The organism is Wolbachia endosymbiont of Menacanthus eurysternus, assembly GCA_029715105.1.
GTDB lineage: Bacteria > Pseudomonadota > Alphaproteobacteria > Rickettsiales > Anaplasmataceae > Wolbachia.
This window is the reverse complement of sequence record CP085695.1, coordinates 448,105-462,859: the sequence shown is the minus strand read 5'-3', so window position 1 is coordinate 462,859 and position 14,755 is coordinate 448,105. Positions and strand designations below refer to the sequence as shown.

General features: G+C 27.7%; 10 protein-coding genes and 1 tRNA gene. 6 read left to right on the top strand and 5 right to left on the bottom strand.

Features of this window, described 5'->3' with window-relative positions; translation table 11 throughout:
• The first annotated feature begins 699 nt into the window (after positions 1-699).
• Both ppdK and glpX read left to right on the top strand, forming a co-directional pair.
• Positions 700-3,372, top strand: coding sequence for a pyruvate, phosphate dikinase (ppdK, locus tag LJI21_01845; GenBank protein WFW29517.1), 2,673 nt, complete (start codon positions 700-702; stop codon positions 3,370-3,372).
• A 466-nt stretch (positions 3,373-3,838) separates the two neighbouring features.
• Entirely contained in the window at positions 3,839-4,780 is a 942-nt protein-coding gene (glpX, locus tag LJI21_01840) for a class II fructose-bisphosphatase (GenBank protein ID WFW29516.1), read from the top strand.
• A gap of 755 nt (positions 4,781-5,535) precedes the next feature.
• Here glpX and ychF read toward each other — a convergent pair.
• Positions 5,536-6,630 carry a redox-regulated ATPase YchF gene (ychF, locus tag LJI21_01835; GenBank protein WFW29515.1) on the bottom strand — a complete coding sequence of 365 codons (1,095 nt, stop codon included), beginning with the start codon at positions 6,628-6,630 and terminating at the stop codon, positions 5,536-5,538.
• A 120-nt stretch (positions 6,631-6,750) separates the two neighbouring features.
• Between ychF and LJI21_01830 the strand changes: the two genes are divergently transcribed.
• Both LJI21_01830 and LJI21_01825 read left to right on the top strand, forming a co-directional pair.
• On the top strand, positions 6,751-7,629 hold the full coding sequence (locus LJI21_01830; GenBank protein ID WFW29514.1) for a hypothetical protein: 879 nt from the start codon (positions 6,751-6,753) through the stop codon (positions 7,627-7,629).
• 57 nt (positions 7,630-7,686) lie between these two features.
• Positions 7,687-8,856 (top strand): CCA tRNA nucleotidyltransferase, encoded by a 1,170-nt coding sequence (locus LJI21_01825; GenBank protein WFW29513.1) that lies wholly within the window; start codon positions 7,687-7,689, stop codon positions 8,854-8,856.
• 640 nt (positions 8,857-9,496) lie between these two features.
• Here the strand turns inward: LJI21_01825 and LJI21_01820 are convergent.
• The 3 genes from LJI21_01820 to rpmB form a co-directional block, all read right to left on the bottom strand.
• On the bottom strand, positions 9,497-10,519 hold the full coding sequence (locus LJI21_01820) for a substrate-binding domain-containing protein (protein ID WFW29512.1): 1,023 nt from the start codon (positions 10,517-10,519) through the stop codon (positions 9,497-9,499).
• Positions 10,520-11,019: 500 nt separating this feature from the next.
• Positions 11,020-11,883: a lipoyl synthase gene (gene lipA, locus LJI21_01815; GenBank protein ID WFW29511.1), complete on the bottom strand. Its 864-nt coding sequence runs from the start codon at positions 11,881-11,883 to the stop codon at positions 11,020-11,022.
• Positions 11,876-12,190 carry a 50S ribosomal protein L28 gene (rpmB, locus tag LJI21_01810; GenBank protein ID WFW29510.1) on the bottom strand — a complete coding sequence of 105 codons (315 nt, stop codon included), beginning with the start codon at positions 12,188-12,190 and terminating at the stop codon, positions 11,876-11,878. Before rpmB ends, lipA begins: the two co-directional genes overlap by 8 nt.
• A gap of 582 nt (positions 12,191-12,772) precedes the next feature.
• Between rpmB and purB the strand changes: the two genes are divergently transcribed.
• Entirely contained in the window at positions 12,773-14,095 is a 1,323-nt protein-coding gene (gene purB, locus LJI21_01805) for an adenylosuccinate lyase (protein ID WFW29509.1), read from the top strand.
• Positions 14,086-14,158, top strand: a tRNA-Met gene (locus tag LJI21_01800). Before purB ends, LJI21_01800 begins: the two co-directional genes overlap by 10 nt.
• Before the next feature lie 189 nt (positions 14,159-14,347).
• Here LJI21_01800 and rpmG read toward each other — a convergent pair.
• Positions 14,348-14,548: a 50S ribosomal protein L33 gene (rpmG, locus tag LJI21_01795; protein WFW29508.1), complete on the bottom strand. Its 201-nt coding sequence runs from the start codon at positions 14,546-14,548 to the stop codon at positions 14,348-14,350.
• Positions 14,549-14,755 lie beyond the last annotated feature (207 nt).

Genomic DNA, 14,755 nt, shown 5'->3' with positions numbered 1-14,755 from the left:
TAATTTTGGAATTTAGCTTTATTTTAGTTATTTTCTTTTGGTGAGGAGTTTATGTTGAGTTGAATTTTAACTTTTCTTTAAATATTTATGAATTTTTTAAAACTGAAATTTTTGTTTTAATTTTAGATTTTGTAGTCAACTCCTTACTAGGAGTGTTATGGGGAAAAATAATATGTAGTTGTTAACTTAATATTTATATAAAGATGTATAAACTGTATATGATGTTGAGTTAAGAAAATCTTTTCTGGATAAGAAATGTTTTTTAATATACATAAAGAGTAATGTAAAATACAGTAAGGAAATTTTATATGTTTTGTTAGAAATAACTAAAGAGTGATGGTTGTTATTTGAAAATTGGTAAAACATATAGGCGATAATTAGGAAAATAAGTTTTGTAACATTTTGTTTATTTCGAGTATCCATATTTAGTACGCTTTAATTGAAAAATTAAAAGAAATAATTTTATTATTGAATGAATTAAAAAAAGTTAATTAGTGCGTGTCATGATATATGAATTTCACGAAGAGTTTCAATTTTATACTTATATTATAATAATGCGCATTTATAATAACATAACTTGTCATCAGGCGATTATGTTATACATATTATTGTCAAACTTTATAAAATTTGTTACTCTAACCGCTTCATGGGAAGTCTGTACCGAAATTATATGTATGATTTATAAAAAAATTCAAAAAAATGAAAGAAAAATTAATATATTATTTTAGCCAAAAAAAATGCGATGGCAACGCAAAAATGAAAAATTTGCTTGGTGAAAAGGGTGCAAATTTAGCGGAAATGTGTAATATTGGTGTTCCTGTTCCACCTGGTTTTACGATTTCAACCTCTGTTTTTAACAATTATTGTAGGAGTAATAGACTACTATCTAGTAATTTATGTAATGAAATTAAAAAGTATATGGAGATGCTAGAAAATGATATAGGTTCCAAATTTGGAGATTCGAATAATCCGTTATTGGTTTCAGTACGTTCTAGTGGATCTAATTCTATGCCTGGTATGCTTGATACAATTTTAAATGTCGGCTTAAATGATGTAACTGTTACTGGACTTGCAAAAAGAAATGGAGAAAGTTTTGCTTATAATAGCTATTGTCGTTTTATTATGATGTATTCCAATGTTGTTTTACAATTTAATCATCATCTTTTTCAAGTTATTATAAATGACGAGCAACATAAAAATAGAGCGAAAAGTTTAGCTGATCTTGATGTTTGTATTCTAAAAAAAATTGTTGATAGCTTTAAAAGTATAATTTATGAAAAAACTGCAAAACATTTTCCACAAAATGTTGAAGAACAGCTGTCAAGTTCGATAAAGGCAGTGTTTGATTCTTGGAAGAATGACAGAGCTATTTTTTATAGAAAAATAAATAATATTTCTGAGACTTTCGGTACTGCTATTAATGTACAAGCAATGGTTTTTGGAAATTTAAATAATAATTCTGCAACTGGTGTGGTGTTTACACGTAATCCTATAACTGGAGAAAAAAAATGTTTTGGGGAATTTTTAGTTAATGCTCAGGGCGAAGATATTGTTTCAGGAATTTGTACTCCTATGCCGGTAGATGGAGATAAAAGTAATACCATGGAGAAATTGATGCCAGGCGCATATAAAGAATTATGTGATATATGTGAGAAGCTTGAAATCTGCTATAAGGATATGCAGGATATTGAATTTACTGTGCAAGATGGCAGGTTATGGATTTTGCAAACTAGATCTGGTAAGCGTACAGCTGAGGCTACTATACGTATAATAGTCGATATGGTCAATGATGGAATAATTACAAAAGAAGAAGGAATATTAAGAATTGACCCAAAAATTTTTGATGGTTTATTGTATCCAGTTCTCAAAATCAATGATTTTGATCAAAAAATAATAGGAAAAGGACTTCCAGCTTCTCCAGGTGTTGTTTCTGGATATGTGGTATTTAGTGCAAGCGATGCGGAAAAGGCAGTAGAACAAGGTAAGAAAGTGATTTTAGTGAGACCAGAGACGAGTTCTGAGGATATTAATGGGATAAGTGCTGCAAATGGTATAATAACTGCACGAGGAGGAATGACTTCGCATGCTGCTGTTATAACTCGTGGAATGGGTAAGCCGTGCATTTGTAGTGTAGGCGGATTATACATAGATAAAGACAGGAATTTTTTTTCTATAGGAAATATAAAGGTAAATAGTAATGAACCAATTACAATTAATGGAGGGACTGGTGAGGTTATGCTTGGTATTCTTCCTACGGTTTTACCCAAATTATCACACGAGCTTAAGACTATAATTAATTGGATAGATGAAATTAAAACAATTAAAGTGAAAGCAAATGCTGATACCCCTAGAGATGCCAGGATTGCTAAAAAGTTTGGCGCAGAGGGTATAGGATTATGTCGTACAGAGCATATGTTTTTTTCTAATGATAGGATTGAATTTATTCAAAAATTGATAATAGCTGATGATAAATTTGAAAGAGCAGATGTATTGAATAAATTAGAACAAATGCAAAAATCTGATTTTAAAGAAATATTTTCTATTATGGAGGAGAATGCGGAGATTACGATACGTTTACTTGATCCACCTTTACATGAGTTTTTACCAAATAGTCAATTTAGTATAGAGAAAATTGCTAATTCACTTAATAAATCAGTTGAATCTGTGAAAAATAAGGTAGCTCAATTATCAGAAAAAAATCCAATGCTTGGTCATAGAGGTTGTAGACTTGCTATTTCTTATCCTGAGATATATTTAATGCAAATTAGAGCAATACTTAGTGCTGCAGATGAGCTAAGAAAGGAAAAAAAAGCAAAAATTAAACCTGAAATTATGATTCCTCTTATTATGAATGAAAACGAACTTGCAATGATATGTGAGCTGATAAATAAAGAATCTTCTATTATTACAGGAATGATGTCTGGTAAAACTTATTCAGTTGGAGCAATGATAGAATTACCGAGAGCAGCATTAATTACAGATAAATTGGCAAAATATGTAGAGTTTTTTAGTTTTGGTACTAATGATTTGACGCAGACAACTATGGGTCTCTCGAGAGATGATTCAATTAGTTTTCTTAATTCATATAAAGAAAATGATATATTAGAAAACGATCCGTTCGAAGTATTAGATGTTGAGGGAGTAGGTGAATTGATTAAAATAGCTATTGAAAAAGGTAAGAGAACAAGAAAAGAGATGAAGTTTGGCATTTGTGGAGAACATGGAGCAGATCCGAGATCTATAGAATTTCTTATTAGATCTGGGATTGACTATATTTCATGTTCACCATATAGAGTGATGATCGCAAAACTAGTAGCAGCACAGTTTAATGTCAAATTCTCTAAAGAAGGGAGAGGAAATTACAGATTATAGCTATGCGAGCAATGTTATATTTTCCAATTTTTATTGGAAAAGAGGCCTTATAAGAGATGTTAGAATTGTTGTGTGTTTTAATTTTATTAAATTAGTTATATTACTCATCACAATATAATGTGTAGTCAACAATAGTCAATTAAATAATATGAGGTTATTTCAATGATAGTGATGCTACGTTTATTTTTTGATTTAGTGTTTTAGTGGTTAGTGAATGTTGTTATTTGAACTTTCTATTTTATTATGGAGTTTGAGATGTTTATATATTGAAATGAAATATTTGTTTTTAGTTTCCTTTCTACTTAAAGAAGAAGGACCCCATAATAGTTTATGTTGTTGAGTTTGAATAAATATTTAAGAATTTGTTGTGTTCAATGTATAAGAATTAGTTTTATTGTTTTTTATTTGTGATTTAAATAATAAAATTATATATTATTCATGAGTACTTTAAATTTTTAATTAAAAGATGTTAGAAGATTTGGCTTATAAATTAGTGAAAGCAACTGAATCTACGGCATTTGCTACGTATAAGTTATTGGGTTTTGGTGACGAAAAGAGAGTCGATCAAATTGCTGTTGATGTGATGCGCACCGTGTTAAATTCAATGGAAATAAGTGGTAGAATTGTGATTGGCGAAGGAGAAAGAGATGAAGCACCAATGCTCTGTATTGGAGAAAAGGTTGGTACAGGTAGAGGGCCGGAAATTGATATTGCCGTAGATCCTATTGAAGGTACTACAGCTTGTGCTCATTATAAGCAAGGAGCAATGTCTGTTATTGCCGCAACAAAAATGGGTAGTTTTTTGTATGCACCTGATGTCTATATGGAAAAAATAGCAATAGGAAAAAATATTCCAGAAGGTGTAATTACATTAAAAAATAGTGTTGAAGAAAATTTAAGTAATTTGATCCAATTGAAAGGATGTAGAATAAGTGATTTGATAGTAACTATACTCAGGCGTAAAAGACACGAAGAATTAATAGCAAGAATTAGAGGATTAGGTGCTAAAGTTAAACTTATAGACGATGGTGATATTGCTGCTGTAGTTTCATTAGTAAATAGTAATTGTGATATGTATATTGGAATAGGAGGAGCGCCAGAAGGAGTACTTGCGGCTGCAGCATTAAATTCGATTAATGGAAAGATGGAAGGAAAGTTAATATTCGATACTGATCAATTAAAAGAAAAAGCAAAGAGTTTAGATATCAGTGATTTAGAAAAAATTTATACTGTAAGAGATATGGTAAGGTCTGAATCAGTATTTATTGCAACTGGAATAACAGATGGAGAACTTATAAATGGGATTAGTTTTAATTATAATAATAATACTTATTTAATAAGTTCTTTAGTTATTTTACCTAATAAAATAATGAAAATACAGACGACGCGGAGTTTACACACCTGTTGATAATAGAGTTTTAATTATATTAAGATAGTAAATTTTTAGAATATAGTTGTTATTGAAAAATCCTTGTATTTTACGTAGTGTTTCTATTTTTCTAATATAAATAAGGATTATTATGGTGAAGTAAAAAAAAAAAGAGGGAGCGATGGAAAATTATTACGAAAAATGTTAATTTAAATTAATTTAAAATGTGTTGTTCGGTTTTTAATAAAAAAAGTAAAAACATTATGAAATATTGGTTGATTTGATAAAGTTAAAGGAAAATTTACATATAATAAATTTTGATGAGATTTTTAAAATTGGTTTGTTTCTTAACAAATTTTTATATCTGATAAATATACAGAATGTATAAATAAAGTATTTTTGGATCATGATAATTTTGTCATATTTAGAGATTTAGTAGATTTTGGGTATTGATTTATTTTAAATTAAGATACCAATATGAGGTGCTCTTGAAATATAATGTAAGTAAGAAAACTATCATTAAATATGATCTAAATATTAGGAAAGTAAATTTCCTTTGTAAAACAAAAGAAAAAAAGGGGGGTAGCGCTATAGTTGAGAATATAATTTTTATTATAGAGTTAAAGCAGTTATTTTATAACGAATTCTTTTTAATAAAATTTTAGAAGAGATTGTTTAGATATTTTATAATAATACATCATTATTGCTGGTGAGAAGCTTATCTCTATTTTTAGAGATAAAAATCAGGATATTTAATGTGTAAGAAGAGGTGTTTAAAAATACGTTATTTTTGATCATACGCGAAATTTAAAATGCATTATATCGCCATCCTGTACGACATAATTTTTACCTTCAAAACGAATCTTCCCCGCGTTTCTACAGGCTAATTCACTTCCGTATTGAAGGTAGTCTGTAAGGCTTATTTTCTCTGCCTTTATAAAGCCTTTTTCAAAGTCTGTGTGAATTATACTAGCTGCTTTACTAGCTGTCGATCCTGCTTTTATTGGCCATGCACTTGCTTCTTCTTGCCCCACAGTAAAAAAAGTTATCATATTTAATGTCTCATACATAGTACGTATTATTTTATCAAGACCTGACTCTTGTAAGCCAAATTCTAACATGAAGTTCTGCTTTTCTTCTTCATTTTTAAGATTTGCGATGTCTTCTTCAAGTTTCGCTGAAATACAAAAAGATTTGTTTTTATTTTTTTTTGCCATTTTTTCTACTTTTTTGGATAGTTTATTACCAATTAAAACATCCATATCTTTGACATTACATACATATATTACAGGTTTCGTTGTTAGTAGTTGAAGCAATTTAATTTCATTATCGTTAATATATTTTAATTTCCTTACAGGATTGCCATCTTTTAAGGTAGATAAGACTTCATGCATCAGATCAAATTGTCTTTTAAATTTTTTATCACCTTGTTTTATTTTTTTTTCTAATCTCGGTAATCTTTTTTCTATACTATTGATATCTGCTAATATTAATTCCATTTCTACTGTTTCAATATCTAGTATTGGGTCTACTTTATTATGTACATGTTTAATATTATCATCTTCAAAACATCTAATTAAGTGAATAATAGCATCAACTTCTCTGATATGACTTAGAAATTTGTTACCGAGTCCTTCACCTTTATTTGCGCCCTTTATTAGACCAGCAACGTCTATAATCTCTAATTTGTTATAGATTATTTTTTTTGATCCGGCAAGTTTTGCAATTTGCTTTAAACGTTGGTCTTTTATTAGTGTTTTACCAATATTAGGTTCAATTGTACAAAAAGGATGATTTGCAACTTCGGCTAAATATGTATGTGTAAGCGCGTTAAATAAAGTTGATTTCCCTATGTTTGGTAAACCTATTATACCACAGTTAAATTTCATATATATTATTCATATATAAATTCTCAATTTTTGCAAAATTTGAAATTTTTGATACACTTAATAATATGATCGTTACGATATTCAGAGTATATAACTATGATTATAAATAGTAAACGAGAGATGTCAAATTTTCAGAATTCTAGGAATTCTAATAAAGATAATAAAATAATAGCCTTAGAGTGTACTCCTTATCCTGATAATTTTTATATAGGAAAAGCAATTAGTAATGGAAGTTGTTTTTTTGATTCATTTAGACAAGGTTTAAGGTATCAAAAAGGAATAGAGGTTACTATTGAGAAATTACGAAGAAATTGTAAGGAATTTGCACAAAATAGTCCACCAGAATGGTTTATAAAAGCAATTGCCAATAATTGCGATAGTGATGGTAAGTGTTATAGTGAGACTTTAGACGCTTATATAGCAAATATTATGTATGATAATAAATGGGGAAATCCGGATATTGAAGGGAGAATACTCTGTAGAGAGTACAATGTAATGTTACATGTTATTGAAAAATATAACGTAGAGGGGCAAGAAATATGGACTAATCAAATTGTAAATGAGTTAGAATCTGAATCTGTAAATGATGTAAAATATGATGAAATCAATATAATACATATGATAAATAAAGGTAACGCTCATTTTGAGCCGTTGTTTAATAAAACAAAAAATTTTGAAGAGCAATTATGTGAAGGAATCAAGTTAAAGCAAGAACAAAAAGATTTTTTATTAGCAAGACGCTTTCAGATAGATGAAATCGTAAAATATTGTAATAATTCAATGAATTTTTTCAAAAGAAAAGAAGTTGAAGAAAGGTTTGATGAATTATCAAAAAATAATTTTAAGAAAGGAATTAGTGATGTTGTAAATCAGTGTATTTATAACGTAAAATATTGTGTTCAGTATTATGAAAAGAAAAGTGTTTTTGGTCTGTTGTATGATATAAAAGAAGTAAAAATAGAAAAATTATTTAATCGACAATATGAAAGTAAGCCTTAGAGTTTTGTTATACTTTTGTAAGGTTTTATATAATAAAAATGTGATTAGGTAGTCAATATGCAAATTGATTATGAAACTGGTTTGATTATTGATGCGATGGAGGAGTTTTGTGGTGAGATTAAACTTGTCGGTGGATGCGTAAGGGATTTTATATTGCAGCGTGAAGTTCGTGATATTGATCTTGCTACTAACCTTCTTCCAAATCAGATAATTAAGGCACTTAGATTTTGTGGTATAAAATCTATTCCAACTGGTTTAAATCATGGAACTATTACTGCAGTTTTAAATAATAGATCTTTTGAAATTACAACGTTGAGGTATGATACTCAATGTAATGGTAGACATGCGAAAGTAGAATTTACAAACAATTGGGAAATTGATGCTTCAAGGCGTGATTTTACTTTTAATGCTTTATACGCAGATAAATATGGTAATATATACGATTACTTTAATGGTATTAAAGATTTAAGATTAAGGAGATTAAATTTTATAGGTAATCCTGAAGATAGAATTAAAGAAGATTATTTACGTATTTTAAGGGCATTTCGGTTTCATGCAAAGATATGTATTGGGGATTTGAGTTGTAGGATATTAGAGGTATGTAAAAAGTATTCACATATGATTCAAAGTCTCTCTGGAGAGAGAATAAGAGATGAGATATTTAAATTGTTAGAGTGCAATAATCCAGTTTTAACGCTTAAAAATATGCAAAAGTCTGAAGTTTTACAAAAAATTATTCCAAGAGAAGTAAAATGTGAAATTTTGTCTTCACCTTTTCTTTTTGATGCTGATGCACTAATAAAGTTAGCATTACTTCTTAGAACAGCAGGAGATACGCTGAATCTTGGAAAATATATGGGAAGATTTTTATGTCTTTCAAATAAACAGAAGAAAAAATTATTGTTTTATTTATCAAATGATATTAAAATAGGGATGTCAAAAAAAGAACAGAAAAAATATATATCTTTGTTCGGTAAGGAGTTATATTGTGATTTAGTAAAGATTTGTGGCGTTGAATCTGAAGTAGATGTTAGTGAATATATTTTGTTTGCTAAGGCTTTTAATATTATTAAGTTTCCATTGTCTGGTAGTGATTTAATGAATATAGGCTATCAGCCAGGGAAGAGTTTGAGTAACAATTTGGAGTTGTTAAGACGACATTGGGAGGACAATTCTTATTCTTTAACAAAAGAAGAGTTGTTACTTTATGCTAAAAATATGCTTTAATTTTTATTTATTATGGCATTTGAAATAATAAAGATACTTGTATTTTGTGTATAATATTATTTAATATTTTAAATATTATGCTCTAATATATGGAATTTTGTTTTATAATTTTTAATAAGTGAAATTGTATATAAATGGGTTAGATAGGGGAAAATTTTTAAAAATCTTTTATTTTAAAGTGGTAACTTAATAGGGTTTGGATTTAGGATAAGTCTTTCTTATTATTTATGATGTTTCCCTTTTTTAATTTTATTATGATATATGTTTGGTTTTAGTGTATTTCGTAGTTTTGTAGTAAAAATTTTTTACTAAAAAATATAGGGGTTTTGTCTATATACATAATAAATATTATAGAATTAAAGAAGGGAAACATGTATAAAATGATTACTGGGAAAATATAAGTTAATATAATTTTGTATTGAAGTTTAATTTTTTGTTTTTTAATAGAAAGATGTACCTAAATTTTTAGTAGAGGTAGGTAGTATTTTTGAATAAAAATATATGTAGTATTATTTTATTCCCTTATTTATATTAATTTCATCTTATAATTAAGTTTTATGAACAATTTAGAGTGGTGTACTTTATATCGGAATATGGTGGCATTGTTGTCATATAGATCTGTAAGTACAATTACAAAATTTTACATTATTATATTATGAATTTTTGTTAGAACTTTTTTCATATCTTCATTTAAAAGTGGGATTAAACCTAGCTTAGATAAGTAATTGTCTTCGCTGATAGAGTTAACAATTTCTTTAATAAATTCTTTTAATCCATCAACACTATTTAGATGTTCTTTTTTTATATAGAGATATAGTGGTCTCGCTAATATATATTTTCCAGACGATATACTTTCGTAAGTTGGTTCAATTCCTGCAATCGTACTTCCTTGAATTTTATCTTGATTCCTCATCAAAAAACTAAAACTAAGTATTCCAAAAGCATTTTTATTACTTTTTAATTTTTGTATCACTATATTCTCATTAATTCCAACTTCTTTATATTTTCCATCGTCCCTTATATTACTACAAGCTTTCTTTCTCTCTTCTTGATTTCTATAATGTTCTTTAAAAATCTTTGAATTCATACATGAGTATTGATCGAGCATAATAGAATTAATTAAAGTCTCATATGTTCCTGTGTTTTGATGTGGACCATAGATTTCAATTTCTATTTTTGGTAAGGTTTGATTTATATCAGACCAAAATTTGGTATCATTTTTTACAAGTTTATCATTCTTTTGAGAATATGCAGATAGAGTTTTGAATAGATCTTTTTTTGAAAAATCAAATCTATTATTTTGATTAGAATTTGCAATGATAATTCCATCGTAGCCAATGATAATTTCTATTGTTTCGTCAACTTTATTTTTTTTGCACAGTTCTATTTCCGTGTTTTTTATAGAACGAGATGAAATAGCAATATCTGGTGTATCTTTTCCTATCCCTGAGCAAAACATTTTAAATCCTGCTCCACTTCCTATTGATTCTACAATTGGAGTTCTAAAAGGGAATATACGACTGAAGTCTTCAGCTATATATGAAATAAAAGGAAAGACAGTTGAGGATCCAACAATTCTAATATACTTTCTTGCACTGGTATCCAATAAAGGTATAAAAATCATGGATATAAATATAAAAATTAATACAAAGCTTTTGATCATTTTGGTGAAGATGCAATAAACACATTATTTATCTATATTATAATAATTTCGGATTTTTCAATTATCAACAAAAGTTGAATTTTTTAGAATTAAATATTCAATTTATTTTATTGATTTAATATTTTCTTCAAATTAATTTTGAAATTATTTTATTTATATTGACTTTTAGTTTTATTAAAAGTTATAGGATTGTATGGTATGTTATGTATTACAATTTATAAACATATCATCGAAAATATCTATTAGAGATATTTAGTATTATTTATTAAAATTCGATTCTTGAATTTTTAATTTGTTGTTCTATGTAATAAAATTATTTATAATTTAACCATGTGTTTTAAATTTTTGTTTATTTTGTATTACAATGCTTTAATATAATATTGTATGATGTTTCTTCTTAGAGTCTTCTTTTGAAGAGTTGAGTTTTATTTCAACAAAAAATTAGAAAGATAAATTTTCAGATTTCAAATTTTTTGAGTAACAATTCCAGTTATATAAAATCAGCGGTATATTTTGAGTTTGTTAAAAGCTTTTTCAGCATGATATGATGATCTAGTCAATGGGCTTGATGCAACCATTAGAAATCCCTTGGAATAAGCAATATGTTTATATTGCTCAAATTCTTCTGGGGTAATATATCTATCAATTTTTACATGTTTTTGAGTTGGTTGCAGGTATTGGCCGATTGTTATAAAATCGACTTCAGCACTGCGTAAGTCGTCCATAACTTGGAGTATTTCTTCTTTTGTTTCTCCTAGACCAACCATAAGTCCTGATTTAGTGAAAAGCTTAGGGTTAATTTGTTTTACCATTTTTAGTAGATACAATGAATGAAAATATCGAGCTTTTGGTCTTATTTTTGCATATAATCTCGGTACTGTTTCAATGTTATGATTATAGACGTCAGGTGAAGCGATAGCAATTGCTTCAAATGCTCCATTCTTATTTAAGAAATCAGGAGTTAAAATTTCTATTGTTGTTTTTTCAACTGTTTTTCTAATTTCCTTTATACAATTTATAAATTGGCTCGCCCCTCCATCTGGTAAATCATCACGATTAACAGAAGTGATAACAATATGTTTTAGATTTAATTCTTTCACTGCTTTTGCTAAATTGTTTGGCTCATATGGATCTAGTTTATTGGGAATACCAGTTACAACGTTACAAAATGTACAAGCACGTGTACAAATGGAGCCAAGAATCATTATAGCAGCATGATATTTATTCCAACATTCACCAATGTTAGGACATGCGGCCTCTTCGCATACTGTGTGTAGATTATATGATTTAACAGTGTTTAAAGTTTTACTGAATATTTTACCAGTGGGAACTTTTGACTTGAGCCAAGTAGGCTTACTATACATCTGAATGACCGACTTTATTTTTTTGTTCTATTAAGATTTTCTTCAATTTTCTTTTTATTTTTTGTGCTTTTTTACTTAATTTAAACGTTTTTGTATTAAGTAAAAAATTATCAAGACTACCCTTATAGTCTATAGTTCTTAAGGTTCTAGATGATATGCGAAATTTAAATTTTTTATTTAAAATGTCACTTATTAGTGTAACATTGCACAAATTTAAATGAAAAGTACGTTTTGTTTTATGATTTGAATGTGATACATTATTACCGAAGGATTTTTTTCTATTTGTCAGTTCACAAATTCTGCTCATTATAACTGTTTAACTTTTTTATTCCTAAAAGGGGTTATTATCAGATATAGATAAATAGTCAAGATTTTTCTAATTTTCTCAATTTAACACAACATATTTTAGCACGAAATATAAATTATATAAATTTAAAATAGAAGAAAGAAATTGATAAAAAACGGGATCTTTTTTCATTTATTTATAATTTTTATTATAGATCTTAATTATATTTTATTTTAGATATTTTTAATTTACTAGATTTGGTCTTTAACTATATACAGGGGGTAGTAAAACAAATTTTTTGTTGTAAATCTAAGAATTAGAATAATGGTTTAAAATCCAAAATTTACTATTATAAATAGTTGGTATAACTGATATAATATTGATGGGATCAAATATGTATTTTCTTCAAATATTTGTCATAACTTATTTCATATTTTGCATATTTTAGTATTCTAGTGCTTATTGCTAACTTGGTGTCGGTTTTGTGTTTATTATGGTTTTAAAATAATTTTATAATGCTATTATAGTGAATTTAATTTTGTTTTATGAGAACATTTTATATACTGATAAGTAGTAGAAATAGAAAGATGATAGGTTAGTTTAATGATTTCTCGTTATAGACGCAAAGAAATGTCTCTAATCTGGGAAGAGAGTAATAAGTTTAATATTTGGTTTAGAATAGAAAAGCTGGCATGTGAAGCTCAAGTAAAATTAGGTACTATTTCAAATGATGTTATTGAGAAACTTTCTAATACTATCGAATTTAATATTAATGATATTGAACAAATTAGCAGAATTGAGTCTGTTGTAAAACATGATGTTGTAGCTTTTCTTACGTATATTTCTAAAAAAGTTGGAGTGGATATCCGTTATTTTCACTATGGAATGACAAGTTCTGATGTTTTAGATACGTGTCTTGCTGTACGAATAAAAGAATCTTGTGATATTCTACTTAAAAATATGAAGAACTTGCTTAGGATTTTAAAAAAGAAGGCCGATGATTACAAAGATGTTATATGTATTGGACGCAGCCATGGAATTCACGCAGAGCCGATTACGCTTGGATTAAAATTTGCAAGATTTTATGCAGAATTTAAACGAGGTTATCAAAGATTGATTAACGCTCAAAAAGAGATTTCAGTTTGCAAGATATCAGGTGCCGTAGGTAATTTTGCGAATGTGCATCCGTTTGTTGAGGAATATGTAGCAGAAAAAATGGGACTTATACCTGAGACTATATCTTCTCAAGTAATTCCTCGTGATAGACATGCCATATTTTTCTCAATTTTAGGAGTTATTGCAAGTTCAATAGAAAATGTTGCTGTTGAAATTCGCAATCTACAAAGAACCGAGATTTGTGAAGTTTCAGAATATTTTTCTACCGAACAAAAAGGAAGCTCTTCTATGCCACATAAGTGTAATCCTATTTTAAGTGAAAATCTTACTGGACTTTCGCGATTATTACGTAGTTATATATTTCCTGCATTAGAAAATGTTATATTATGGCACGAACGAGACATATCACATTCTTCTGTAGAAAGATGTATTATTCCTGATGCTTGTATAATAATGGATTTTGCTTTAGTACGATTAATGAATTTAATAGATGAGTTAGTGATTAATAGAGAGAATATTGAGAAGAATTTAAATTCCACAAAAGGTTTAATTTTTTCACAACGTATATTGTTAGAATTGGTAAATAGTGGTTTAACTAGAGAAGAAGCGTATGAAATTGTTCAGAAAAGTGCAATGAAAGTAAAACAAGACAACGGAGATTTTTTATTAGAACTGAAACGAAATAGATCTTTGCTTGAAATTATTAATTCTAAAAAACTTGAATCTTTGTTTAATTTTACATATTATACAAAACATGTGAATTATATCTATGACAGAGTTTTTAATATACTAGAGTTAGAGGCTGAGTAGCTCAGTTGGTAGAGCAGGAGGATCATAATCTCTTGGTCGTGGGTTCGATTCCCTCCTCAGCCATTAAGAGCGGTATTTATGTCTTATAACGTACTATGATAGATTAAATGTAAATTCTCTGGAGGAAAATTTTGATCACTATCTTAAATATTTAAGTTGGTCAACTTCAGAGTTATGGATTTTATATTTATTAATATGTGTAAACGTATGGTACTGTGTTTTATTTTATTATAGAAGTCAAAAATTAATTTTTCATTTTAATTTTTCTTCTTTAAATAACACATGTTTTCTAACTATTGGATCATATTTTCTAAATTCTAATTTTTTAGTAAGTCTTTTAGGATTACGTTTCTTTATGTAAAAATAACCAGTTGGTTTTCTTTCACCAGTGCTCGTTGTCTTGGTTGCACTGCTAACTAATTTGACGAGTAAAGAGGTACTTTTTTTTGCCATATAATATTCCTTTTATATATATATTTTATATTACCTTTTATTATTACTATTTTATTTATAAATTGTATATAATATAATACTCTTATTGTGTGATCTTAATCATCATTAAAATTCGTTTATAAATGAAGATTAATTTTTATTGAAGTTGAAGCTTTCATGTAGAAAATTATTTCTTGTTTCAAGTTAAATATCATTTTATATGATAAA